Source organism: Porphyromonas endodontalis ATCC 35406, assembly GCF_000174815.1.
Classification (GTDB): domain Bacteria; phylum Bacteroidota; class Bacteroidia; order Bacteroidales; family Porphyromonadaceae; genus Porphyromonas; species Porphyromonas endodontalis.
Genome location: NZ_ACNN01000032.1, coordinates 1 through 25,883, shown reverse-complemented (window position 1 = coordinate 25,883; position 25,883 = coordinate 1). Strand labels below are relative to the sequence as shown.

Below are 25,883 nucleotides of genomic sequence, written 5' to 3'. Positions count from 1 at the left end.
AAGGGCGGATAGGTGTAGTTACTTGGTGAGGTAGAGGTAGACGGGGAGATGATCGGAGTACCCTCCTAAATAATTATTGCCGGAAAAGGTACGCAAAGGCTCCCCTCGGTGCTTGGGAGTTTGCCGGAGAAGATAGTCGCGACGGAATATATAGGCGAGTTGATGACTCTCAGGATCCTGATACAAATGGAGCCCCTGTGTGTTTTTCTTCAGGAGATTGCCGCTGACCACCATGATGTCAAAAAGGTTCCATTTCCCTTTGTAGGCGAGAGTGCCGGCGCCTTGGCGATACATAGAGAGCATGGGCGAGAAAAGATCTGTCGCATGAGTCTCATCGATAGTTTGGCAGAGATTGAGCCCCTCTACTACGGAAGCATCGAAAGGATCGTCATTGAAGTCTCCCATCAGTATTGCCTTACTCCCGGGGTACTCTCTGAGGAGAGAGTCTGCCACTTGGCGCATGGTTTGGGCAGCCACCATACGTCGCCCTGCTGAGGCGGGGTCACCACCATAGCGAGAGGGCCAGTGCCCTACGATGAAGTGAAATAACTCATTGTCTATGGTACCTGTGGCAAAGAGGATGTCTCGGGTGGGTATTTTAGACTCTTCGGGTAGTGCTATAAAGCGCACACCACTGCTCTTGAGGTGAAAGATCTTAGCATCGTAGAGGAGGGCACAATCTATCCCACGAGGATCGGGAGAATCGTAATGGATGATGCTGTAATTACGCTTTCGAATGCTGGGGTTTCGTACCAAATTTTCTAGCACATGGCGATTTTCGACTTCGGCGAGCCCCACAACGGCACCTCCCTTGTCTGCTATATCACCCAATACATGAGCTAGATTATTCAACTTCTGTTGGTAGCGCTCTTCTGTCCATTCCCGTTTGCCGTCTGGAAGAAATTCGGCATCGTCATTAGCATCGTCATTGCAATCGAAGAGGTTTTCTACGTTGTAAAATGCAATGGGAATGCGGTGTGCTACTTTTTGAGCACTCAGAGTACATACCGAGAAGATGAGGAGGATGAAGAAATAGATAGATCGGTTCATAGGGTTATAAACGGAGGGGGCTGTATAAAAATAAAGGGGAACTAGGGTTCTTGATTAAGTTGTGGATTGAAGGTCTCTTGTGTGATGGGAAGTCGCTCAAAAAGGAGTTCGTCTTCTACGCCTGAGGAAGTATGGATCGGACCTTTCCCCGAGGTAAAGGAAACTCGTAGGCTACGAATGTAAAGCGTATAGGCAGGGAATTCCTTCTCTCCAAGCTCGAATAGAGAGATGGTTAGGCGTCCTGCCGGAAAATCTTCTTTGAAATCGAGGGTACAATAGGTCTGTCCGTTGGCACTCTTGAGTGGATTTTGAATGGCAACTTGATGAGAATCATCAGTATAATAGCTTATCTCAAGAATGGGTGCCAATTGCTTTTCTATCACTTTCTCGGGAAGCCCTTGTACATCAATCGTGACTTCTATCGAACTACCCGCCGGTATTGTATCATTTATTACGGCACTATGTGTTAGCCAGGAGGCTTTGCTCAAGAAACTAACATAGCGAGGGTAGTACGATTCTGGGATAATTTGATGGATATTGTGGCTGTTTAAGTCGCCGAAGAAGGGTTGCAAATCAAAATCTTCTAGAGAGAAAGGGTTGCCCTTTTGGATAGATTCTAACTCTTCGTCAATGTCTTGAGAGGCGCGTCGTACTATGTCGGCAAAGTAGAGGGGCTTATCAATGTTGTAATGATATACGATGCTATCGAAGTCGGATCGTGTAATCCCGTACTTCTCAAAAATCTGATCCTCTAGGGCAAGTCGCATTGTATCATTGATGCTGTTCCCAAGATTGTCCATGAGGCAATCGGCCTTGTACAGCTCACCAATGAGTTGTCTGAGTTTCTTATCACTCAGCTTGCGTTGCCACTTGTCACCGCAGCTTGATAGACCGGCTAGGGTGATGAGAAGGGCAAGAGATCCCAGCAGATAACGAGCGTAGCGCTGCATAGTTACTCTTCTTTGTCGGCTCGAGAAGTGTGGCGACGGCGTTTGGGTGAAAGCATCTCGAGGGCAAGAGATAGCGGTGTACGGAAAAATAGGATAAGAGCCACAACGCCAACACTGATGCACGCATCTGCAAAATTGAAGATGGGTTCGAAGAATTTAAAGCGTTCTCCTCCCCAAAAGGGAATCCACGAGGGTAGGGTGCAATCAATAAGTGGACAAGAAAACATGTCTACAACGTGCCCATAAAACAGAGGAGCATAGCCGCCGTCTTTGGGGAAAATCTCGGCAATGGCGCCCTGACTGGAGGAGAACATCAACCCATAAAAGAGGGAGTCTATAATGTTCCCGACCCCTCCTGCCGTGATGAGGGCGAGTACAACTAAAAACCATGTAGAGTACTTGCCACTACGTATCAGCCGAGCTACCCCCCAAGTGAGTAGCCCCATGGCTATGATGCGAAAGAGGGTCAAGAAGAGTTTACTACCTAGAGTAATCCCATACGCCATCCCCTCATTCTCAACAAAAAGTAGATGAAACCCATCGAATATCTGGATGTCGTCTCCAAGCTTCATATGGGTCTTTACCCATATTTTGATAGCCTGATCGATGATAAGTAAAAGTGCGATAGTCCCCCATACCACAAGAGACTGGGTGAGTCTCTTGCGGCGTAATTCTTCGGGGGAAAGCAAGTCTTGAGAAGTTAAACTCATTGCATTTAGGAAGAGGAGTTTACCTCAATCAGATATTTTTAGTTACGCTTACCGATAGGCAGAAGTCGTCGAATTCGAGCTCTACAGCATCGCTTACCGTATCGCTAAGAAGGATGCTTTCCGCTTGCACCTGGCGGGCGATGTAGTCGTGATGATGCTGAAGCACTGGATCCATTTTGCTCCCTGCGAGCACAATGATATCGATGTGATCATTCACTTCAAAGCCTGCCTGCTTGCGCACATTTTGTATACGATTGACAAACTCACGCGCCAATCCTTCTTCGATGAGTTGCTCCGTGAGCGTAACATCTAGGGCAACGGTACGCGTGCCTTCGGTTGCAACGAGCCAGCCCGGTATGTCTTCTACAATGATGTCTACGTCGTCACGCTCAAGTCGTACAGCCGTATCTGCAACAGTCAGTTCTAAGAATCCGTCGCAGTCTAAAGCTGCTATTTCTGGGGCTTGTAGGTCGGCAATGGCTTGAGCCAAAGGCTTCATAATCTTGCCGTAGCGGGGACCGAGCTTTTTGAAGTCGGGCTTGATACGTCTGCTCCATATGCTCTCGGAGGCATCTACATAGCTTATATCCTTTACATTGACTTCAGAAAGGAGAAGGGAGCGAATGGCCTCTATCTGAGCCTTTTCTTCCTCATTGGAGATGGGGAGCATGATCAAACTGAGAGGTTGGCGCACCTTTATATTAACCTTTCGGCGGAGTGCGAGCACCATAGACGATAGCTCTTGAGCTATTTGCATCCTTTCTTCCAATTGCTGATCGATAAGCTCAGGACGGCTTTCGGGGAAGTCTGCAAGGTGTACAGAACGCCCGTCTCCCACAAGATCGCGATAGAGGTGATCCGCATAGAACGGAGCGATGGGAGCGATGAGCCTTGCAATGGTGGTAAGGCATTCATACAGCGTCTGGTAAGCACTGAGTTTGTCTTGAGACATCTCACCAGCCCAGAAGCGTTTGCGTGATAGACGCACGTACCAGTTACTTAGGTTTATGGAGACAAAATCGTCAATAGCTCTGCCCGCTTTGGTGGGTTCATAGTTAGCAAGATGCTGGTCAACCTCGGCAATGAGGCTGTGTAACAGCGAGCGGATCCAACGATCTATCTCGGGTCTCTCGCTGTCTGACAGGGGTTGTTCACTTGCTATAAAGCCATCAAGATTAGCATAGAGGGCGAAGAATTGGTACGTATTGTATAGGGTGCCAAAGAACTTGCGGCTAACCTCCTTGATTCCCTCGGGGTCGAACTTGATGTTATCCCACGGGGAAGCATTGGTAATCATATACCAGCGGAGGGGGTCTGATCCATATTGCTCAATGGTGGCAAAGGGGTCCACAGCATTGCCTAGACGTTTGCTCATCTTGTTGCCGTTCTTATCGAGAACCAATCCATTTGCCAATACGTTTTTGAAGGCAACGCTACCACGCACCATAGTGGAGATCGCATGGAGTGTGAAGAACCAACCTCGAGTTTGGTCAATCCCTTCGGCAATGAAGTCGGCAGGGAATAGTTCGCCACTTTCTATCTCCTCTTTATGCTCAAAGGGATAGTGTACCTGAGCATAGGGCATAGCCCCCGAGTCAAACCAAACGTCGATGAGATCCTGTTCGCGCCTCATCACCTTGCCGGAGGGCGAGACGAGCTTGATCTCGTCTACCACGGGGCGGTGAAGGTCGATTTTTTCGTAGTTTTCGTCGCTATAATCGCCCGGAGTAAAGCCTTTGAAAGGATTGCTTTTCATCACACCCGCAGCAATAGACTCTTCTATGGCTTGGTAGAGCTCTTCTACAGATGCGATACAACGCTCTTCGGTGCCATCTTCACTTCTCCAAATGTTGAGAGGCGTACCCCAGAATCGGCTACGTGAGAGGTTCCAATCTTGTAGGTTCTCAAGCCACTTGCCAAAGCGACCCGAACCAGTGCTCTCAGGCTTCCAATTGATGGTATTGTTGAGGGCAATCATCTGCTCGCGGCATGCCGTAGTGCGGATGAACCAACTATCAAGAGGATAGTAGAGAATAGGCTTATCGGTACGCCAGCAGTGGGGGTAGTTATGGGTATGCTTCTCGATGCGGAATGCTTTATTCTCCATCTTGAGCATCACACAGATGTCTATGTCGAGGCTCTCTTTGTCGTCAATAGGCTCGGGAGAGTAGGCGTTCTTTACATATCGCCCGGCATATACATCGTAGAGGGGAAAGTCTACTTTAGAGGCAACAAACTCCTTAGAGAGGTGCTCTATCTTATAGAATCTTCCCTTGAGGTCTACCATGGGACGCTCTTGTCCATCGCGGTCGATAAGTACCAATGATGGGATGTTATTTTGTTGGGCTACTCGGCGGTCGTCTGCACCAAATGTAGGGGCAATATGAACGATGCCGGTACCATCTTCTGTAGTTACAAAGTCTCCCGTAATTACGCGGAAGGCTCCTTCGTCGGGTTTAACCCAGGGGATGAGTTGCTCGTATTGTAGCTCGGCAAGCTCGCCTCCTTTGTAGCGACCGACTACGCGCCAAGGGAGTTTCTTTACCTCTTTCGGAGCTACTTCGGGTAGCTCTTCGACTTGATTTTTGGGATCGAAATAGGCCTCTACACGGGGGGCACCCATGATGATGGTTTGCTTGAGAGAAGTGTAGGGGTTAAAGGTCTCAATGGCTACGTACTCGATGTTGGGGCCCACACAGAGGGCGGTGTTGGAGGGAAGAGTCCAGGGAGTGGTAGTCCATGCCAAGAAGTAAGCATCGCCCCAATTGCTCCATTCTTTCTTAGGATTTAAGACTTTGAACTGAGCTGTGCAGACTGTGTCTTTTACATCGCGATAGCAGCCGGGTTGGTTCAACTCGTGCGTACTAAGCCCTGTACCGGCAGCCGGGGAGTAGGGTTGGATGGTGTATCCCTTGTAGAGAAAACCCTTCTTATGAAGGTCTGCAAGAAGCCACCAAAGCGTCTCAATATACTTATTCTTGTAGGTAATATAGGGGTGATCCATATCTACCCAGTAGCCCATCTTTTTGGTAAGTTGCTCCCACTCTGCGGTATACTTCATTACCTCGCGACGACAGGTTGCGTTGTATTCGGCCACACTAATGGTTTTGCCGATACTGTCTTTGGTAATACCTAGGAGCTTCTCCACGCCGAGCTCTACGGGTAGACCATGTGTATCCCATCCGGCACGGCGGTCTACACGATACCCTTTCATGGTTTTATAGCGACAGAAAATATCCTTTAGAGAACGAGCTATTACGTGGTGAATACCGGGCATACCGTTGGCAGATGGAGGTCCTTCGTAAAAAATAAACGAAGGAGCATCAGTGCGTTGACGAAGGCTCTCGGCAAAGAGATTTTCCTCTTCCCACTTAGCTAGGATCTCTTTGTTGATACCCGAGAAGTCGGGCTGTGTATATTCTCTGAACTTCTTTTTCATTGTCTTCTCTTCTTGCTATTTACAGCTGTAGAACAAAGGTAATAATATTATAGTGACTAATGTATGTATCAAGTAGGGATAAGTTGCTGCTAAATGTCGTATTCTGTTACCTTTCTCGGAGAGGTAGGGTAAAAGCGGGAATCTATCGGTGTGGAAGACAATACCTCCCTCGCTAGGAAAGAAAAAGAGAGAGTAGCACAGCTAGTAGTAAGAAAGATGTATATTTGCTGATGCGAAAGAGGGGCGATTGCAATCTTTTTCCCCTCTTGGTTTGTTCTTTCTATGGTGAATCTTTCTCCGCTATATAGAGTGAAACTAGAAAACAGATTAGCAGCCAACCGGAAACATAATATGCGTATCACACGAACTTTTTTCTGCTTCATTTTGCTGACCTCCTCCCTCCTATTCGTAGGGTGTGGGCGCAAAAGCAAAGAAAAACTCTACCAAGAGTTGTTGCAAGAGACTGCGCAATTGCAAGCGGAAGGGAACCTGGCTAGTGAAGAATCTCTTGCCTCTGTTATAGGCCGTCTTGACCTATTTATTACGGAGCATCCTAAGAATGCTCATGTGGAGGAGTTGCGCCAAAAACGTAGCGCTTTGGCGGATCAGCGCGATAGATGCAGGCTCTTTCATATTCGTAATCAATACGAACTAATCACTTCCGATATTGGGCATCCCCTTCGGGAGATCCTCGAAAATACTCAGCAACTATTGCTGCTACTAAGGAGTTCGGAAGTACAATATCTGCTCAATAAGTACCCCAATGCTAAGGAGTATGAGCCGGATCTCTTGGAGTTTCGAGACGAGATACAAGCCATTGATGCCATGGCAACAGGTAGCTATTCTTCCCTCAAAGAGTTTAACGAAGAGGTAGAAGCTCGGCAGTCTCACTTTGAGCAGTCGCGATTCAGTAGCATACCCACGCTGTGGGAAAAGCATACCGACGCTAAACGTAAGAGGCTGATCAATATGGAGATAGAGCGTGCAATAGATTCGATTATGCCGGCTTTGGAGCATGAGGCTTCTGTGCGCACTACCTATAATCATAAACACTACAAGGTGAAGAGCATAGAGCTTATCTCAAAGACCACTCCCACGTGGGTTTCCTCTCCTGTCGGGATGATATGTGAGGCCACGTTTCGTGTAAATATGGTGGGAGCTTGGTTTGGTATTGATAGGGGTACAGCCAAGGTTTCTGTTAAGGGAGGAGTCTTCCAAACGGATAGTATGGGGTCTATTGCCTATCGCATCTTGGACCATTCGGAACTAGAAACTACAGGTGATTTATAAAAACTTTCTGCCCTAAAGTACACTCCATTTCTACTCTAAAATTCTATCGTTTTGGGGTGGAAATGGACTCCTATATTGCCTAGAAACTTTTTTGAAATAGGCCTACCATCTCTTTTTTTGTACCTTTGAAGCATGAATGAGTGTATCTATTCTTCTTACCACAAGACCCTCTCTCCGAGGGTTTCTTCACCTATAATCCCCCAAATTTCATGCTAGTTACCTTTCTAATTAAAACGTTGCAATTGATGCTCTCGCTGAGCATTTTGGTCGTATTTCACGAGCTTGGTCACTTCTTAGCGGCACGTCTCTTTGGGGTACGAGTAGAGCGATTCTTCCTCTTTTTCGACTGGGGAAGGGCTCTTTTTAAGTACCGATCGAAGCGTAGTGGCACCGTCTATGGCATAGGCTGGCTCCCCTTTGGGGGCTATTGTTCTATGGCCGGTATGGTGGACGAGCGTTTCTTAGAGTTAGATGAGAAATCTATGCCTCAACCCTACGAATTTAGAGCGAAACCGGCTTGGCAACGGCTCATTATCATGATTGCAGGTATCCTTTTTAACCTGATTCTTGCCGTTGTTATCTATAGTGGTATTGCACTCCACTGGGGAGATTCCTCCTTATCGAGTGCCAATATTACAGCCGGGATGAGTTTCTCACCTGCGGCTCATAAGGCAGGATTCCAAGATAATGACATAATCCTTTCGGCTGATGGAAAGCCTCTTGACGCCCTTTCTAATAACTTTATTCGAGATGTGATTACAGCCCAAAAGGTGGTAGTACGTCGGGATGGGGTAGAGAAAACCATTGTGATGCCTAGCGATATGATGCAGCAGGTGATGGCTGAGGGCGTCGGCTTTATGGGTATGCAGATTCCTTTTATTGTAGACAGTGTGCTCCCCAATACTGCTGCAGCGAGAGTGGGTATGCAGTCGGGGGACATCCTTTTACAGGTAGATAGCCTCCCCATTGTGGATGCAACGGACGCCCAACTTATCTTTAGAGAGCAACGCAATCGAGTACATTCGTTGCAATTGCTCCGAGCCGGAGATACTCTTACGGCTACGCTCCAACCCGATACCGCAGGGCGCATTGGTGTGCAACTTCTTGCCGATATAAACAGGATATATCCTACCGAGGAGATACAATACTCCTTGTTGCAGAGTGTACCGGCGGGTTGCTCTCGAGCTGTCAACACGCTCAAAGGGTATGTAGGCGACATGAAATATGTGTTTACCAAGGAAGGGGCTCAGCAGATGGGAGGCTTTATATCCATAGGGAAGCTATTTGATAACTTCTTCGATCCCTATCGCTTTTGGAGCATTACAGCCCTTCTTTCGGTGATTCTTGCCTTTATGAACTTCCTCCCGATCCCGATGCTGGATGGTGGGTATATCCTCTTTACTCTCTGGGAGATTATTACTCGCAGAAGGGTGAGCGGTAAGACGATACTCAAAGCCAATAAGATAGGTTTTGTTCTGCTTCTTGCCCTTTTGCTTTATGCTAATGGCAACGACTTCTTCCGCACTCTCTTTCATTTCTAATCCTTTATGGCACTACTAAAAACCTATCCTCAAGCCTTTGAAGAAAAGGTCGGGTTCGACCAAGTGCGCGAGCTACTAAAGAAAAAAACATGTAGCTCGATGGGGAAGGATGAGATTGATGCCCTCCGTGCAGAAGATGATTCAACGCAGATAATGCAGCGCTTGGAGCGCGTAAAGGAGTTGCTTCTTATATTACAAGAGGGGCGAGACTTTCCCTCTCTTTCGCTCGAAGACCTTCGTCGTTCGCTTGATGGGATACGCCCCGAGGGTACCTATCTGAGTGAGGATCGTTTGCCACATCTCTTGCAAGCCATTCGCACGATGGAGCATCTCTATCGTTTTTTGGGCTATCAACAAGCGACAAACCCTGATAGCCAAGAACTGCCTCGCTATCCTGCTCTTTTGCAACTGCTCCCCGAGGGGCTTTTGCTCCCTCATATCGCTCAGCGGATTGATAGCCTGCTTGATCGCTTTGGTCGAATACAAGACTCAGCCTCTCCCGAGCTGCGAGCCATCCGTACGGAGCGTTCGTCGGTAGAGCGTAGCATGGCGCGACAGATTCGCTCTCTATTGGCACAGGCAATACGTGAGGGCTGGGCAGACGAAGAGGCTCGCCCTTCTCTGAGAGATGGGCACCCCGTAATACCGGTGAATCCAAGCTATAAGCGTAATATCCCCGGGATTGTACATGACGAGTCGAGTAGTGGGAAGACGGTCTTTATAGAGCCTATTGAGATTGTCGAGTCGAACAATCGAATGCGAGAGCTAGATGCCGCCGAGCGCAGGGAGATTATTCGTATTCTGATACTTCTTGCCGATGATGTTCGCCCCCATATCCCCTCACTGTTTGCTATGTATCAGTTGGTGGGGGTATTCGATGCTCTCTTTGCTATCGCGCGTTTCTCTCAAGAGGAGCGAGCCATTGTTCCCGTTATAGAACCACGCCCCTACCTGGATTGGAAAGAGGCGCGGCATCCTCTTCTCCGCCGAACCCTACAAGCCGAGCAACGAGAGTTGGTGCCTATTGACTTGGCACTCAAGGCTCCGAATGCGCGTATTTTGCTCATTTCGGGACCCAACGCTGGGGGAAAATCGGTATGCCTCAAGACCTGTGCTTTACTACAATACATGCTGCAAATAGGGATGCCTATCCCGGTACATCCTGACTCTACAGCCGGTCTTTTTTCTTCTCTTGCCATCAATATTGGCGACGATCAGAGCATCGAAGACGACCTTAGTACGTATAGTTCGCATCTTGTGAGCATGCGTCACTTTTGCAGGATAGCCTCCCCCCGCTCCCTTTTGCTCATAGACGAGTTCGGAGCCGGTACAGAACCTGAGTTGGGTGGAGCTATTGCCGAAGCTCTTTTGGCGGAGTTTAATGCACACAAGTCGTTTGCTCTTATTACTACACACTACCGCAACCTCAAACAATACGCCTCTTGTCACCAAGGCATTATCAATGGAGCTATGCTGTACGACCGAGGGGCTATGCGTCCTCTTTTTCGCCTATCCATTGGTCAGCCGGGTAGCTCCTTTGCCATTGAGATTGCTAAGAAATCGGGCTTACCCAAAGGGGTGTTGGAGATGGCGGAGAGCTTGGTAGGGAAAGAAATGCTTGATACGGATAAGTACGTACAAGAGATTGCTCGAGATAAACGCTATTGGGAGAAGAAGCGCGACAATATACGCCGCCAAGAGAGGCAACTTGAGGAGGAGATAGAAAAGTATAGCTCCGCTCTTGCCAAGTTGCACTCCTCTCGCAAAGAGGTGCTAGCCCAAGCCCAAGACGAAGCGCAACGCCTTCTTAAGGAGAGCAACGCCCGTATTGAGCGCACCATTCGAGAAATTAAAGAGAGTAATGCTGAGCGAGAGAAGACTCTTCTAGCACGGCAAGAATTGCAGCAATTCGCCCAAGAGACTTCCCTCGCTCCCAGCGAAAAGTCTCAATCGGAGGCTAGTCAGGCCATTGATAGAGAGTGGCAACGTATAGAGAATAGGCGCAAACGAAAAGAAGAGAAGCGCCGCAAAGCCTCCGACGAAGCCGTCCAAACCCCTCCCCAACCACCCAAGCCTCTACCCTTAGAAGAGGGATGTAAGGTGCGGATCGTATCACAAAATGGTATAGAGGGCACTCTATTAGAACTTCGTGGGCGTCAGGCTCTCGTCGCTCTCGGGGGAACTATGCAAACAATGATCGATGTAAGTAAGTTGGAGCGAGTGGCGGGGAATACCCCAAAAACTTCAGCTCTCACCGAGCGCATCTCCAGTAACATAACCGAGCACATCCACGAGAAGAAAACAAACTTCCGAGAAGAACTTGATGTGCGGGGGATGCGTGCATTAGACGCCCTACAAGCGGTGGAGTACTACCTCGATGAGGCAATACAAGTAGGGTGTCATCGGGTACGTATTCTGCACGGAACGGGTACCGGAGCTCTACGCCAGAGTATTCGACAGATGCTTCCTACGCGTCCCTATGTCCTCCGATTCTACGACGAAGATGTACGCTTCGGGGGAACCGGTATAACAATAGTGGAATTATAACGCAAAACAGATGAGTAGAGAAGAAGAGAGACTCCACAAACTCGAAAACGCTCCCATACCGCGCCTCCTATTCACTTACGCTCTTCCCTCGGTGATAGGAGCGGTAGTCAATGCTCTCTACAACATAGTAGACCGCATCTTCATAGGGCAGGGTGCCGGAGATGATGCCCTAGCCGGTATGGCAATAACGTTGCCCATTCTTCTCTTCTTGGTGGCTTTTGGTATGTTGGTAGGGAGTGGGGCAGCTGTACGTGTCTCTATCTATTTGGGGCGGAACGACCAAAAAACGGCAGAGCGACTCTTGAGCAATGCTATTATGCTCACGCTCCTCTTCAACGTGACTATCTGCTCCATGGTTCTGCTTTTTATGGATCCTCTGCTACATCTCTTTGGAGCTAACGACATAATTATTCCCTACGCCAAGGAGTATCTCTACATTGTAGTCCCTGCGAATATTATATCAGATCTCTGTTTTAGCTACAACGCCATTATGCGAGCATCCGGCTATCCCCATAAGGCGATGATCTCGATGCTCCTTGGGGCTGTGCTCAATTGTATTCTAGACCCTATCTTCATTTTTGGTTTTGGTTGGGGCATAAAGGGGGCGGCTTGGGCAACCGTCATTTCGGAGATTGTGGCTGCTGTGTTTGTCATGAGTCACTTCTTCAATCAGCGTCATACGCTCCACTTCTCTCGTTCTTGGAGCGACTATCGTCCGGACTTTAAGATGATGTTGGCGATTGTTTCTATCGGCATTGCTCCTTTCGTCATGATGATTGTCAATAGCCTTATCAACATCATTATGAATCGGAGTTTTGTGTACTATGCCACCTCAACTTCAGAAGCCAATATCTCCATAGCTGCCTATGGTATCATTCTTAGTATTGCTCAGTTGTTCATCCAATTTATGGTGGGGGTCTCTATGGGGATGCAGCCGATTGTCGGCTTCAATCTGGGGGCAGGTAAGATCCGCCGCTCCATAGATACCTATAAGTTAGCCGCCTTGCTGAATGTCTCTGTTGCAGCTATCGGTTTTGCCATGGCATTATTTACTCCTAGTTTGATTGTGCAAGCCTTTTCCAGAGAAGGGGATGGTGCCCTTGTTACCTTTACAACGCAGGCTTTGGGGATTGCCATGATGACATTCCCGATTATTGGCGTACAAATCACGAGTGTGCAGTTTTTCCAGAGTTTAGGCAAGAGCGGTAAATCGATGTTTTTGAGCCTTACCCGTCAGGTCGTTTACCTTATCCCTTGTCTTCTTATCTTTCCCACTTTTATGGGGATCAAAGGAATTTGGGTCTCCATGCCTATAGCAGATACCTTGGCCGGCATTACGAGTATTCTGATGGTGCTATACCAAATTCCCCGCTTGCTGAGACGGTATGCCCACGAGCCGGACGGGGCAAAAGAAAAGGTGCTAAAGGGAGAGTCTCCTCAATAGCACCTTATATGTACTCTCTCTCTTCGGGAGAGAATATTTTGGGGGGATAACGGCCTCAGCCCATCACCTTTTCATATTCTTCGTTCAGAGATTGCATGATCTCAGCAACCGATTGGATGGACGAAATCTGAGCGGCTACCTGTCCGATTTCCGGTTCTCCCTCAGCTAGATCTCCCTCGAAAATCCCTTTTTTAGCACGGCCTTTGCCTAGTAGAGCCTGCATTTCTTCGGCGCTGGCTCCACGATCTTCTGCGGCTACTACCTGCTCCCAAAAGCCCTTTTTCAGTAATCGTGTTGGAGCAAGTTTTTTGAGTACAAGGGCTGTATCGCCTTCTCCTGCAGCGCAGCAAGCCTGCTTGAAGTCGGGGTGTGCCGAACTCTCCTCGCTTAGAGCAAAAAGGGTACCGATCTGTACTCCTTCCGCCCCTAGGCACTGAGCTGCTGCAATGGCACGGCCTGAGGCAATACCGCCTGCGGCAATAACCGGAATCTTTACAGCGTCTACAACGGAAGGGATAAGGCACATCGTGGTTGTTTCCTCTCTACCATTGTGACCGCCGGCCTCGAAACCTTCTGCTACGATGGCGTCTACTCCTGCGGCTTCTGCCTTTTGAGCGAATTTGGCGCTACTAACAACGTGCAGTACTTTGCATCCCGCCTCGTGCAATTTGCCTGTCCAAGTTTTAGGATTTCCGGCAGAAGTTACTACAATGGGTACCTTTTCGTCCATAATTATCTGCATCATCTTATCCATTTCTGGGTAGAGGAGAGGCACGTTTACGCCAAAAGGACGCGTTGTAGCTTGCTTACACTTTTGGATATGTTCAAGGAGAGTCTCGGGGTGCATGGAGCCGGCTCCGATGAGTCCAAGCCCTCCGGCATTACTTACCGCAGCTGCTAAACGCCAACCGCTGCACCAAACCATTCCTCCCGATATGATAGGTTTCTCTATCCCGAGGAGCGAGGTGAGTCTATTTGTCTTTGTCATTATACTATATTATTGTAGGATTTAATTGCATCAATCGTGGTTGCAAACTTACGTCTTTCTCATTGATTACAGCTAATCTCGTGGAAGATTCTTTGCTACTGGGAGGGTCTGTCAAATTTGTATCCCAAAGTGGAATTTTTCCTGTTGACTAGCAAAAAAAAGCAAAAGGACGCAGACGGGCAAGTTAAATATGGGCTGTTATACAATAGATTCAGAGTATTTGCTACTGTTGAAGAAGTAGGTAACTTCGTAGAGGGGGAAGAAGATGCTTAGAAATCCCCATGTTATCTGTGTGTTTTCAAGTTGTAAGAAGATTGCTTAGATATATTTCTATTTGTAAGGAAAATGTTTATACAAGAAAAAGAGTGATTGGATTTTGCCTTTCTCAGATTATTTCATAACTTTAGCCCCAAATTCAAGAGAGTAGTTGGGAAGCGCAGACGGATTCATCGTTGTAGGTTCCGCTAACTTTTTGATACAAAGGATTATATACTGTAACTAGGTGTTCTTTGCTTATGAAAAAAACATTACTAATGATGCTTGCACTGCTTTCCATAGCTCTGACGGGCATGGCTCAAACAACAGCAGTGATTAACTTCTCCTCGACAGAAGGGGGAACTGTGTCTGCCAGCACACTTGACTATCAAGAGGTCAAGTCTGGCGATGTTCTAGCTGTGGGTACGGAGATTTCACTTCGGGTTAATCTTACTAACTATGAGACGCACTACATCAAAGGATGGAGTGTCAACGGAGACGAGAAGTTTCCATACCTAGAGGAAATTAAGTATACGATACAGAGCGGGGAGAACAATCTACAAGCACAGGTTGCTCCGCTTCCTGCAGAGGGCTTTAAGGTTACGTTCAAAGCCGGCCCCGGTGGTAAGATTACAAAGTCCGAACGTATGGATGCCGATTATAATTGGCTTCCTTTTGAGAGTGGAGATATACTGCCCACACGCAAGAGTGTTCATATTGTTTCGGAGGCTGACCCTGGTTATGCTGTAGAACAATGGATGATTAATGGTAGGCCACAAAGTTCTTCTGCAGAATTGTGGACGTTTACGAGTACTCCCCTAGACATAGAGGTTACTTTTAAGCAGATCAAATACTACGAGGTCAACTTCTCAACGGATGAGAATGGCCGTATCCAAGCTACCTATGCTAATAACTATATGGATACTCAGATTGCTACGGGAGATAAGCTACCTGAAGGAACTGAGGTGACCTTCTTTGTTTTCCCCAACGAGGGCTATAAGGTTGATAAGTGGATTGTCAATGGAGTTGAACAAATGCCCAATGAATATCTTCCACAGAGACTCCAAAAGACTCTCTCTGAGAATATTACTGTACAAGCTGTTCTTAAGAAACTTCCTCCCAAGCACCAGATCACCTTAAATCATGGACAAGGTGGTAGTATAACAGGTACTTTCGTAGATCCCGAAGATGGATATAATGCTTCGTTTGACTGGCAGAAAGATATCCAAGAAGGAGTAGAGCTTACTGTCCGTGCTACGCCTAACCCCGACTATATGGTTGATAAGTGGCTCTACAATAATCAAGAGGTACAACCTACGGAGGAGGATGTTAACCTATATCGCTTTATTGTCAAGGAGAATGCAGAGATTTCTGTCACTTTCAAGCCTGGCAAGTCTGGCTATAAGGTGAACTATTCTGCGGGAGAACATGGCTCTATCGAAAAAGCTGAGGTCTATTTGCCATCTGGCATCACTTCATTTGAATCGGGGCAAACGATACCTGCAGGAATAAGTGTTATCATAACAGCAAAGCCAGACAAGGGTTACGAAGTGGACCAGTGGTATATCAATGATGAGCCCCAGCAGTTCTATGCCGGTAAGACAGAACTAGAGACCAAGGTAGAGAGTATTATGAATATCCGTGTCACCTTTAAGAAGGGGGCAGCCGTTGAGTATCCAGTAACTTGGTCGATAGAGGGTGGTATTATGTTTATTAAGTACAAAAAGAATCCAGAGGATACTGAATTTATCTTCCCCAAGAGTGGAGATCGTATCCCAGAGGGAACGGAGATTTCAGTTTGGATTAACCCAGGAACGAACGAAGTTAAGGAGTGGTTCATTAACAACGTCCTAAGAGAGGATCTTGCCGGTGTCAAGGAGACTACACTCTTCATTGAAGGAGAGACAAATATCAAGGTGATTTGTGCAGCTCCGGCTCCATCTTCTTACAAGCTAACCTATACTGCAGGAGCCAATGGTTCTCTAGAGGCAAATAGAGAGAATGGCGAGACTATCGCCTCGGGATCTGATGTAGATACAGATACTAAGGTGCGACTCACAGCTACGCCTAACGATGGATTTGAACTGGAGAAATGGGTTGTCAATGGCTCTACGCTATCAGACAAAGGTCTCACGATCGAGCTTACGATGGATAAGGATCAGACAGTAGAAGCAACCTTTGTTAAGAAGGTTGTTGAGTACACACTATCCTATAGTATTAAACCCGAGACCCAAGGTAAGCTAATGGTAACCAATACTAAGACGCAAGAGGAGATCGCCTCTGGCTCTAAGGTAGCCGAGGGTACTGAGATAACTTGTCAAGTATCCGTGCCTGATGGGTCTAAATGGCAGTTAGATAAGTGGGTGATCAATGGTGCTGACTATACCGAAGGAGCTAAGAAGCTCTCCATCAACCTTACCATGTCTAAGGACCTGCAGATTGAAGCAATCCTATCGAAAGGCAATGCTGTTGATACTCCCGACAATGCTGACTATCTAGTATTCATACAAGAGGGACAACTATATATCAATGGACTATCAGCTCCTACTCAAGCACTCCTATACAATACGCTCGGCGAACTTATTCTCGCTCGTCAGGTTGAGACCTCGCCTATCGCTATTGGCGATCTACCAGAGGGTATTTACTATGTACTTGTAGAAGGACACATATACAAGGTTATAAAATAGTCTACTCCCTTAGATAGAGAATCCTAATTCCCCATAGCAATACGCTTCAAGACGGATTGCTATGGGGGCTATTATTCGAATTAACTGATTAGTAACAAATAGAATCGAACAAAATGAAAAAAAACTTACTCATTTACCAGTAGATTATGGTACACATTGTGTCTCCTTATCTATTGCGGATTCCTTTCATCCTTATCGCTCTCTGCTCAGCAGCAGGGATGGAAGATCTCTTTGGCTCCTCCTGCTCTGGAGTCTCCCACGAATGTGACATCCAATAGCTTCACTGCTACTTGGAGTAATGTCAGTGTTCAGCAGAAGAATAGCGATGGAACCCCATGGAACGAGGTTTTCTTCCGCTCCATCATCACTAGAGAGATCGAGGCTAAGGAAGATGGACTCTATAAGATTGCTAACGCTGTCATTAAGCCCAATCCAGAAGGTACTAGGAAGCAAGTTTCCTTTGTGCAGACCACGCTTAATGGGCAACTCTCTCAACCAGACTGGAGTACGGCGTTGCTCTATTGGACTCCCGATGGTTTCTCTATCAATGCTAAAGATCTAGAGGGATCGGGTCTGCCCATTGATATGATTGGAGCTAATGCTCGTCTTACATCTCCTATTATGGATCTCTCCAATGGGGATAGAAAGTATACCGTAGAGTTTACTGCAAAGGCGCTACAGGCTAGTGGTCAATCTGTCAAGATGAAAATCTTTGGTTACGGAGAGGAGCTAAACTACCTCGGTGGTGTACCAGGTATCAAGGACATTTCTCTTCCCAATGATGGTAAGGCACACAAGTTTAGCTTCGACTTTGAAGGAGGTACTTGGTGCAACCGCATCGTCATTGAGATTAATGAATTCGCAGAGGTAGAGTTCTCTGGAGACCTTTCCGTAAAGCAACAACTTAAGAAGGGAGATAAGTCTTTCCGCAGTACCTACTACCTTATCATCCCATTCCAGGATGCTAAGGCGGATTGTGAGAATCCCGGAGATGTCCCTTCTGGTCCGGAGCGTTATAGAGTGAAATATTCATATGACTTCTCGAAAGATAGTAATACCTTTCCCATTGACCCCCGTTGTTTAGACCTCCAGTCCGCACAGACAGAAGGTGAGCGTATTGCCTATCGTATGTTATACGCCAACAATATGCCAAGTTATGGAGGCCGACGTAGCCTAAACAAGTCAATGTACTCTGAACCGGCCTATTTTGACAATGTTGAAGAGGTCAATAATTACCTCTATGTAGGATATTGTACCTATGAGGCTCCTAATTACGAAGCTATTGAGCCTGCAGGACCATCTTGGGCGGGTTACCACGGTGGTGCTATCAGGCTAACTAAGGAGCTGCTTAAGGAGCATGTTGGTAGCAAGGTCGTGGGTATTCGCTTGGCTTCTGCTGCTTGCTTTCAAGAGAATCAGGTTAATGACAATCCCGGCTACTATGATGTCAAACTTCCTTGCATCTTCCTGGCTAAAACGGTACAGACTTTAGACAAGACGGATATCAATAATCCCAAGGTTATTACCCCTTGGGAGCCCATCGAAATAACCCCTGTGGGTAAGTTTAAGGATGGGTGGAATAGCCTTTTCTTTGAGAATCCATATCTAATTACTGAAGATAGTGAGTTTTTTGCCGGGGCTTACGGTTACGATGCTGCCGCTAAGGGAGGAATCCTCGTACGTAGCTACCAGTCTCCCGGAGAAGATCCCAACTCTGCTTGGACCGGTACAAACTGGGGAACTTATAAGATTAGTGAGGCAGAGTTTAACAGCCGTGTGAGTCAGGGAGATGGTCCTCTTTTGATGCAGATCATTATTGAACCGAAGAATGTAGACCCAATGATACAAAACCGTGGTGAGCTGCGTGGTCTCACGGCTCCTTCGTTCATCTTCACGGATGAGGATCTTAAGCCTACTGTAGATCTCTTTAACTCAGGTATCAAAGCTATTTCTAAGGTTAAGATTGAGACAGACCTAGGCGGTAAAAAGCAGGAGCAGATCATAGAGCTAACTAAATCCTTGCCCTCTTCCTTGAATCAAAATGTGGAGCTGCAAGCGATAAATCATGAGGGTATCTCAGGTAAGGTTAAGCTAACTGTCAAGCTCCTTGAGGTAAATGGGATTGCTCTCAAAACTCCTTCATCCCAAACAGCTGAACTAGAACTTCTCAGAAGAGATGAGGTTTTTGAGCGTACGACACTTGTAGAAGTCTTTACTTCTGAGGCTTGTCAGTATTGCCCCTCTGGTGTAAAATGGATGGAAGATCTTATTAACAAGTCTGAAAATGAGAAGATTCGAAAAAATTTGGCTGTCGTGTCTCACCACTCCTTCTTTGCTCCTGATTTTATGGAGCATCCCTATAGCAAGGGTTTAGCTCCTTTCTATGGTGTGAGAAATGCGAGTGGAGATATCTCTTTGGTGAAACCAAGCTCTCCGACCAATATGTTCAACCGTATGCCCCTGCCCGCTCTAGGAGACGCTAAGGGGAAGAATGGTTCTGTCTATAGTATCGTAAACAATCAAGCAGAGCTAGAGAAGATTGCGGATTATGCGAAGAGAAACCCTGCTTCTGTCCGCCTAGAGGTTAAACCATGGTTCAAGAAAGATGAAAAGAAGCTCAACGTCCTTGTAGAAGGACGTGCCTCTGCTCGTCTAGATCGTTCTCGCCCTGTATATCTAACTATTATGGTTACTCAGGATCAAATAGCACCTCGTGATCAGAAGTATGCTTCTTCTCCCATCCCAGGCTTTGTACACACTAATGTCCTTAGATATGTGGATGATGGGGGCTTCAAGGGTACTGAATTGAAGTTTGATGAGAATGGAGACTTCAAGATTGTCAAGGAGATCTCCATTCAATCAACAAATGCTGCGACAGGTAGGCTTCCTGAAAATACAATCCTTCTAGAGGGGGACAATAAGACCTTGGAGGATGCTATGAAGCAGACCAATGTAATCGCATTCCTACACTACTACCAAGAGCTTCCTACCAATGACAACGTAGAAAACAATGATAAGCGACTCCTCGGTAATGAGGTTCTTAACGCTGCACAAAGAAGAGTTTCCTTCACCAGCTTTGATGGTGTAGAGAAAATCGCTCATCAGAATGTCCATGTAACGGTACAAGACGGATCTATACAAGTGAATGTTCCCTATACAGATTTGCAGGTCTACGACATGGCTGGTCGTATGATTTCTGCTTCTGGTATACAGGAAGGAGTTTATGCGGTTCGCCTTGAGCTAACAGATGGTTCTGTAATCTTTACTAAGGTCATTGCCAAGTAGGCTTACTCCTATGTCCTTCATCTTTGGGCCTTTTCGCTATGAATGACTCAAGATGGAGGGCATGCTATAGATCTTTGCAAATAAATAATATTCTACTACAATGCAGATACAATTAAAGCGTTTGCTGAAACATTTATCAGCTGTCACACTACTATTGCTGAGTTCTTCGTACTCTCTCTTTGGGCAGGGGCTCTTCTCTGGGGGTGATGGCTCCAAATCTAATCCCTATCAAATTGCTACGGAGCAGGACCTTCGTATGTTAGCTGAGCAGGTTGACAATTCCAACAACTTTGCAGGACAATATCTCAAGCAGACAGCAGATATTACCTTCTCAGAGGCTGGCCCTGTATTGCCTATTGGCGGACCTCTCACCGATGGCTTCAATCGAGATGAGAAGCGTTGCTTCCAAGGAGAGTATGATGGTGGTATGCATAAGATTTACAATCTCAACATTTACGATAGCGAACAGCTAATAGTTGAGGGAGATGAGGCTCACATGGCCGTAGGACTCTTTGGAGCACTTGGCCCCCAAGCTACCATTAAGAATGTTGTTATTGCTTCTGGACATATCTATGGATTTGCATCCGTAGGTGCCATTGCAGGGCGTATTTCCAAAGGGTGTACCATCTCTCGTTGTAAGGTAGGTCCTGATGTGCGAATCTCTTGTTGGAGCAGTGGTGGAGGTATAGCAGGATCCTCTTTGGGGGAAAATATGAAGATTATTGAGTGTGCTAACTATGCCAATATCGCTGTCTATGGTCAGGGTATACATAAGACTGCAGGTGGTATCATCGCTTCCTCAGCCAACACTACCGTAATAGGTTGTGCCAACTTTGGAGACATCTGGGCGAAGGATGGATTTGCTGGAGGTATCCTTGGATACATGCCTCAGTCTACTCCAAACTTTATTTTTGATTATCCAGAACTTAAGAGTTGTATGAATGCGGGAGACGTCTCCTCAATGGGAATGAACTCTGCAGGTTTGATCGGGGTTGTGGGTTACAACCTGACAGATGATAATGGTCCCATTGCTCATCGGTTGATTTCAAACTCCTATAGTTATGGACAGTCGATGGCTGCTTTTTCTAGGGGATTTGGCCCTATCTGCGCATTTCATACTGGGAATAAATTTCCTCTTACTGTGGAAAAGACCTTCTATAACAAGGATCGCTACATTGTGAAGTCTGATGGTTCTGCTGATGCTCAGCTAGGGTATTCTCTCGGAGAGGCTAAGACGCATGCCGAGTGTACTTCGCCTGAGTTCATCACAACTCTTAACGATGGAGGAGTATCCCTCTTTGAGGCAGATAGACATCACATCAATGGTACTATGCCCATCCTCAAGTGGATCAACGAAACCTATGATCCCGAGATTGATAAGCCTAATCAGTATCGTACAGATCGTAAGTCTTCGGTCTACAAACGACGTGCAGGTTCTTTCTTCCCTCCCAACCGCATGGGAGACTTCTTGATCTACGACATGAGTCTGCTTATGCCTAATATCCAAGCAAAGTCTTTCGGATGTAATATTGACAGAGGCTTTATAGATCGTGTATTACCGATTAAGGGTGGTGGCAATTACACATTCTTCATGTCCAGTTCGGCCTTCCGTCGTCAAATCAAGGAGGATGGTATGTATGTGAATGAACGTCCCAATAAGCCTGCAGATCACTGGCTCATTACTCCTTCCTTTAAGGTAGAGGAGGGTACTCCTTGGTTCCACTGGGTTGCTGCGTCAGAGGATGCCAAAATGCCTGCTTCTTACGCTCTTTATATTGTTGCAGATGCTGAGGCAACAACTCCTGAGAAATTCCTTGCAACTGAGCCTATCTACCAAGTTGAGGCGGAGCAGGAGATTCTGGATATGAAGGAAACTATTGACGATGAGGAGCGTTTTTATTGTGTTTTACATGCCCACAAGGTAGACCTCTCAAAGTATGTAGGTAAGGAAGCGCGTCTCGCATTTAGAGATCGCTCTGTAGATCAATTCCACCTCCTGATAGGACAGATGAAGATGGGGCAAGCCAATGCTGTAGAGTCTGTAACTAGCAATACCGCTACGGATATAGCGGTTGCGGATCAGACGATCACGGCAACCCATCCTGATAGCCAATTAGTCCTTTATAGCTTGGAGGGAATCCGGCTTGTACAAGCACAAGACCAGCTCGTCTATAGAGGTTATCCGGGTGTCTACGTACTAGTAGTATCAGATGCTGCCGGAGAGATAGAGCGGCACAAAGTTATCCTCTATTAGACCTCTAATTCATAAAGACCGATTACACTGCTAGAGAAAAAGCTTCTCTTCTTGTAGTCGGTCTTACTATCTCATATTCACTTAATGTTAGTAAGGATCTATGAAAAGAACGATTACACTCATGTCTGTTGTCCTATCGATGACAACAGTAGCGTCGCTCTCGGCTCAGAAACTTCAGAGCCGAAAAGCTAATCTTAATCTTCGTGATGCGGGGGTGGAGATTAGAGTCGTAAATGAACCATCGGTTCTTCGGGAAGGCTCTCATCCCTCGGAATCTATGGGCAAGTTAACCCTCTTCCACCGAGAGGACTTCTCGCTGATGACTGCCGGTACAGAGGCTAAACCGGACACTATTGGTACCATCTGTGCTCCCGATGGGACTTATAAGTATCGCATATGGCAAAACATAGACCCTAAGTATACCCATTGGCGTGGCTGGGGTGGATCTTTCAAGGATCTTACCTTTGAAGAGTGTAAGGGTAAGGGTTATACCCACGCTGCCGGAGGTACCATCCACCTCGGGAGTAAGGAGGGTGCAAAACTTAATACGCCACCTCTTGATCTTAAGAATGTCATTCTCCACGAGGAGGAGCCTAATAGTGACAATATCATTGTTCTACGCTTTAAGGCTAAGGTTACACAGGAGATTGATCCGAAACTTTGTGCTGTTCGTCTGTTTGTTGAGGCTGCTGAGACCTCTTGGTATCGCGATAGTGATTTCCCAACTTATAAGGGTTCGTGGGATGTGCTACGTAAGCTTACTCCGGACATCACTACGCTTTCGAAAGAATGGAATACTTATGAGATGGCTTTTGCTGGAGCCGGACACAGCACCATTGTCAACATGGGCTTTCAGGTGATGCCTAAGAGTCGAGAAATTGCAGAGAAAGGAGATTTCCATTTTGATATCCTCTTCGACGATGTTGAGATTTTCAAAATGAAGCCCAATCTACCTATTCCAAAGGTAACTCCTCACACCAGCTTCACGGGTGATAGCTTTGTTGCCAATTGGGAAGCCGTTGAAGGAGCTGATCGCTATTTCATTGATGTCTACTGTATGCAACCCGATCCAATGTACCCTCCCAATCCTATGGGGCAGCAACCTATGGTACGTAAGGATGTGATCGTAGGACAAGAGGTGAAAGGCACTAGCTACAAGGTAACGGGTGTTGAGCCTCAGTACACTTATTACTATAACGTACGCGCAGCAAAGGGAACAAAGGAGTCTTACCGCTCTGTTGATCAAGCTGTAAATGGTATCGCTAAACCTGAACTCAAGGATGTGTCTGAACTCACAGCAGGACGCTATGTTGCATCTTGGTCTGGGGTACCCTCCGCAGGTCGCTATACTTATATGGCTTATCATGATAGACGAGTATACCAAGACGCCGAGATTACAATTATTGATGAGGACTTCACCGGTGTTAAGGATCTTGAGGGCAATTCTACCGGATGGTCAGTAGACAATCATCCCTCGGGTAGCTATAGTAGAGCATTCCCGAAAGACCTCCATATGCCGGGATGGGAGATGTACTCTTACTCTCCCTGTACGGACTATGTCGGCTTTGATGGCTGGCAGTACATCAACCATGGAGTTAGTGCTTCTATGCAGTCTCCTGAGTTAGATCTCTCACATGGAGGTGGCGTGGTGAATGTCTCTATGAGTCTCTATAGTGCCTATGCCAAGCAAAGTAACCAATTCCCACAAGCTGCTCTTGCCCTCTTCAACTACAACGAAGAGACAGAGCGTTATGAGCAGGCAGACCTTGTATATCCCGCTGAGGAGAATGAGATGCCCATTATCAATCGTTGGCAAGATTATCGAGTACAACTTAAGAATGGTAGCAAGCGTTCTATCATTGCTCTCTTCGCAGTCAAAGGGCCCGAGTATCTTTTTGTGGATAACTTCAAGGTAACACAAAACTTTAAGAAGGGAGAGTCTTACCTTGCACCATACTTTGGAGAGCCTCTCTGTGATGGCACTACTATCGATGTGAATGTACCTGAAGAGGTACAAGGTGATGCTCTCTATCATAGAGTTAAGGCTATCAAGGCTACTGATAGAGATCTTATCTCGAGCGACTTCACAAAGATGGGATTGGTACGCAATGTTACCGCAAATACTCCACTTGTTCTTACGGAGCCTACAGCTCGTTTGGCTAATGGAGTCCTCTCCATTTCCAATCCTAATGGGGATGCCGTTTATGTCTATGACGTAATGGGACAAATCGTATACAGAAATGATCTTGGTGATCGTGAAATAGAAGTAGCACTACCTGTAGAGGATGCCTACATCGTACGTATCGGTCATGTAGTCAGCAAGGTTATTTAATATTAGAGCCTAGTACGAATTTCAATTTTGTGGGGGTCGGACTTGTCCGACCCCCACTTTGTATTATGCTCCCTCTTTGTGGAGACTGTAAATCTTTTTCAGGATCCCATGCAACTAAATTTTCTCCCTAATGGGAGGGTTATTTCTGACATGGCGAAAAATAATTCTGCGATGTGCGTTGCCTTAATGTGCCCCGAAATGGGTACTTTTGTGACAATCAAGTATGTGATCTTCGTATTGTACATGAATACTCCTACTTGAATTGATAATAATAAGAGGCTTCCTTGCAGAAAGAAATAGTATGGCAACATCAATACAGGTAAATAGACAAAATGTAGTAGAACTGCTCAAGACTGGTGTGGAACATCCATTTATAATCCCTGAGTATCAGCGTCCATACGCATGGAGCATAGACGAAGTAAAAACCTTGTTTGATGACTTATGGGAGTTTACGATAAGTACAGGAGGTTCTAGCAATGCTTCTAAATCTTATTTTTTAGGCACAATCGTATCCTTCATAAATGAAGATGGTGAGCAAGAAATAATAGATGGGCAACAACGTATAACAACCTTGTTCCTTTTTCTAAGAGCCATCTTTACTCATTTATTTAATTCTGATAATCAAACAGATGAGTCCAAGCATTTTATATCGATGATAGCTCCTGCCATTTGGAAGACAAACAAGCTAACTGGCAAGATTGACTTCAAGCAAATACTTTTGATGTCAAAAGTCATCAATAATGAGGGTAATGAGATTCTTCGTGGAATACTTGAGACTGGAGAAGCGACCCCCCCGTTCTAAGGATAACTATTCGATAAACTATCTAAGGCTACAGGAGCTTTTCAAAGAAAAAGCTTCTTCGGATCCATTGCAAATCTACGATTTTATCTATGCTATACTCAATCAGGCTATTATACTACCTATAACGGCCGAAGATCAAGAAATGGCATTGACTATATTCTCTACACTCTGCAGATTCCAGTATCAAGTGCAACGGTATGACAAAAGTAGTGCTAAGACTTCATTCGGAGATTTAAAGTCCAAACTTTTCCTAGATCTGTTGTTTAGCAGCATCCTGATATTTCGTATTTGCTTGTCATCGATGTCTTA

The 25,883-nt window shown here is 46.4% G+C and carries 14 protein-coding genes and 1 pseudogene; 9 read left to right on the top strand and 6 right to left on the bottom strand.

Annotated features, from left to right (window positions below):
* Nucleotides 1-18: 18 nt before the first annotated feature.
* Genes POREN0001_RS07640 through ileS form a run of 4 tightly spaced genes read right to left on the bottom strand, consistent with a single transcriptional unit; the run spans nucleotide 19 to nucleotide 6,149 of the window.
* On the bottom strand, nucleotides 19-1,050 hold the full coding sequence (locus POREN0001_RS07640) for an endonuclease/exonuclease/phosphatase family protein (protein ID WP_004334800.1): 1,032 nt from the start codon (nucleotides 1,048-1,050) through the stop codon (nucleotides 19-21).
* Between the two features lie 41 nt (nucleotides 1,051-1,091).
* A complete protein-coding gene (locus POREN0001_RS07635; RefSeq protein WP_004334896.1) occupies nucleotides 1,092-2,000 on the bottom strand; it encodes a DUF4296 domain-containing protein in 909 nt (302 codons plus the stop codon).
* 2 nt (nucleotides 2,001-2,002) lie between these two features.
* Nucleotides 2,003-2,710 carry a lipoprotein signal peptidase gene (locus POREN0001_RS07630; RefSeq protein ID WP_004334781.1) on the bottom strand — a complete coding sequence of 236 codons (708 nt, stop codon included), beginning with the start codon at nucleotides 2,708-2,710 and terminating at the stop codon, nucleotides 2,003-2,005.
* A gap of 28 nt (nucleotides 2,711-2,738) precedes the next feature.
* Nucleotides 2,739-6,149 carry an isoleucine--tRNA ligase gene (gene ileS, locus POREN0001_RS07625; RefSeq protein WP_004334817.1) on the bottom strand — a complete coding sequence of 1,137 codons (3,411 nt, stop codon included), beginning with the start codon at nucleotides 6,147-6,149 and terminating at the stop codon, nucleotides 2,739-2,741.
* Nucleotides 6,150-6,500: 351 nt separating this feature from the next.
* Between ileS and POREN0001_RS07620 the strand changes: the two genes are divergently transcribed.
* The 4 genes from POREN0001_RS07620 (at nucleotide 6,501) to POREN0001_RS07605 (ending at nucleotide 12,971) form a co-directional block, all read left to right on the top strand.
* On the top strand, nucleotides 6,501-7,439 hold the full coding sequence (locus POREN0001_RS07620; RefSeq protein ID WP_040581417.1) for a hypothetical protein: 939 nt from the start codon (nucleotides 6,501-6,503) through the stop codon (nucleotides 7,437-7,439).
* 209 nt (nucleotides 7,440-7,648) lie between these two features.
* Nucleotides 7,649-8,980: an RIP metalloprotease RseP gene (gene rseP / locus POREN0001_RS07615; protein WP_004334894.1), complete on the top strand. Its 1,332-nt coding sequence runs from the start codon at nucleotides 7,649-7,651 to the stop codon at nucleotides 8,978-8,980.
* A 6-nt stretch (nucleotides 8,981-8,986) separates the two neighbouring features.
* Entirely contained in the window at nucleotides 8,987-11,527 is a 2,541-nt protein-coding gene (locus POREN0001_RS07610; protein ID WP_004334788.1) for an endonuclease MutS2, read from the top strand.
* Nucleotides 11,528-11,537: 10 nt separating this feature from the next.
* Nucleotides 11,538-12,971 carry an MATE family efflux transporter gene (locus tag POREN0001_RS07605; RefSeq protein ID WP_004334778.1) on the top strand — a complete coding sequence of 478 codons (1,434 nt, stop codon included), beginning with the start codon at nucleotides 11,538-11,540 and terminating at the stop codon, nucleotides 12,969-12,971.
* A gap of 55 nt (nucleotides 12,972-13,026) precedes the next feature.
* Here the strand turns inward: POREN0001_RS07605 and POREN0001_RS07600 are convergent, their stop codons facing one another.
* Nucleotides 13,027-13,959: an NAD(P)H-dependent flavin oxidoreductase gene (locus POREN0001_RS07600; RefSeq protein WP_004334890.1), complete on the bottom strand. Its 933-nt coding sequence runs from the start codon at nucleotides 13,957-13,959 to the stop codon at nucleotides 13,027-13,029.
* 515 nt (nucleotides 13,960-14,474) lie between these two features.
* On the opposite strand from POREN0001_RS07600, the gene POREN0001_RS07595 reads away from it, so the two are divergent.
* From POREN0001_RS07595 to POREN0001_RS09590, 5 genes are all read left to right on the top strand, one after another.
* Nucleotides 14,475-16,901 carry an InlB B-repeat-containing protein gene (locus tag POREN0001_RS07595; RefSeq protein ID WP_004334810.1) on the top strand — a complete coding sequence of 809 codons (2,427 nt, stop codon included), beginning with the start codon at nucleotides 14,475-14,477 and terminating at the stop codon, nucleotides 16,899-16,901.
* Between the two features lie 264 nt (nucleotides 16,902-17,165).
* Nucleotides 17,166-20,186 carry a hypothetical protein gene (locus POREN0001_RS07590; RefSeq protein WP_248616548.1) on the top strand — a complete coding sequence of 1,007 codons (3,021 nt, stop codon included), beginning with the start codon at nucleotides 17,166-17,168 and terminating at the stop codon, nucleotides 20,184-20,186.
* Between the two features lie 100 nt (nucleotides 20,187-20,286).
* The gene (locus POREN0001_RS07585) at nucleotides 20,287-22,440 is read left to right on the top strand and encodes a hypothetical protein (protein ID WP_004334864.1); all 2,154 of its coding nucleotides are present in this window, start codon (nucleotides 20,287-20,289) and stop codon (nucleotides 22,438-22,440) included.
* Between the two features lie 100 nt (nucleotides 22,441-22,540).
* Nucleotides 22,541-24,772 carry a hypothetical protein gene (locus tag POREN0001_RS07580; protein WP_040581411.1) on the top strand — a complete coding sequence of 744 codons (2,232 nt, stop codon included), beginning with the start codon at nucleotides 22,541-22,543 and terminating at the stop codon, nucleotides 24,770-24,772.
* A gap of 301 nt (nucleotides 24,773-25,073) precedes the next feature.
* Entirely contained in the window at nucleotides 25,074-25,574 is a 501-nt protein-coding gene (locus POREN0001_RS09590; protein WP_004334771.1) for a DUF262 domain-containing protein, read from the top strand.
* 183 nt (nucleotides 25,575-25,757) lie between these two features.
* On the opposite strand, the pseudogene POREN0001_RS09695 reads toward POREN0001_RS09590, so the two are convergent.
* Nucleotides 25,758-25,883: pseudogene (locus POREN0001_RS09695) on the bottom strand (IS30 family transposase); the annotation flags it as partial.

Excerpts from the sequence above, each read along its gene's own strand:
- POREN0001_RS07640 (WP_004334800.1), bottom strand. The coding sequence starts at position 1,050 with ATGAACCGATCTATCTATTTCTTCATCCTCCTCATCTTCTCGGTATGT.
- POREN0001_RS07635 (WP_004334896.1), bottom strand. The coding sequence starts at position 2,000 with ATGCAGCGCTACGCTCGTTATCTGCTGGGATCTCTTGCCCTTCTCATC.
- POREN0001_RS07630 (WP_004334781.1), bottom strand. The coding sequence starts at position 2,710 with ATGAGTTTAACTTCTCAAGACTTGCTTTCCCCCGAAGAATTACGCCGC.
- ileS (WP_004334817.1), bottom strand. The coding sequence starts at position 6,149 with ATGAAAAAGAAGTTCAGAGAATATACACAGCCCGACTTCTCGGGTATC.
- POREN0001_RS07620 (WP_040581417.1), top strand. The coding sequence starts at position 6,501 with ATGCGTATCACACGAACTTTTTTCTGCTTCATTTTGCTGACCTCCTCC.
- rseP (WP_004334894.1), top strand. The coding sequence starts at position 7,649 with ATGCTAGTTACCTTTCTAATTAAAACGTTGCAATTGATGCTCTCGCTG.
- POREN0001_RS07610 (WP_004334788.1), top strand. The coding sequence starts at position 8,987 with ATGGCACTACTAAAAACCTATCCTCAAGCCTTTGAAGAAAAGGTCGGG.
- POREN0001_RS07605 (WP_004334778.1), top strand. The coding sequence starts at position 11,538 with ATGAGTAGAGAAGAAGAGAGACTCCACAAACTCGAAAACGCTCCCATA.
- POREN0001_RS07600 (WP_004334890.1), bottom strand. The coding sequence starts at position 13,959 with ATGACAAAGACAAATAGACTCACCTCGCTCCTCGGGATAGAGAAACCT.
- POREN0001_RS07595 (WP_004334810.1), top strand. The coding sequence starts at position 14,475 with ATGAAAAAAACATTACTAATGATGCTTGCACTGCTTTCCATAGCTCTG.
- POREN0001_RS07585 (WP_004334864.1), top strand. The coding sequence starts at position 20,287 with ATGCAGATACAATTAAAGCGTTTGCTGAAACATTTATCAGCTGTCACA.
- POREN0001_RS07580 (WP_040581411.1), top strand. The coding sequence starts at position 22,541 with ATGAAAAGAACGATTACACTCATGTCTGTTGTCCTATCGATGACAACA.
- POREN0001_RS09590 (WP_004334771.1), top strand. The coding sequence starts at position 25,074 with ATGGCAACATCAATACAGGTAAATAGACAAAATGTAGTAGAACTGCTC.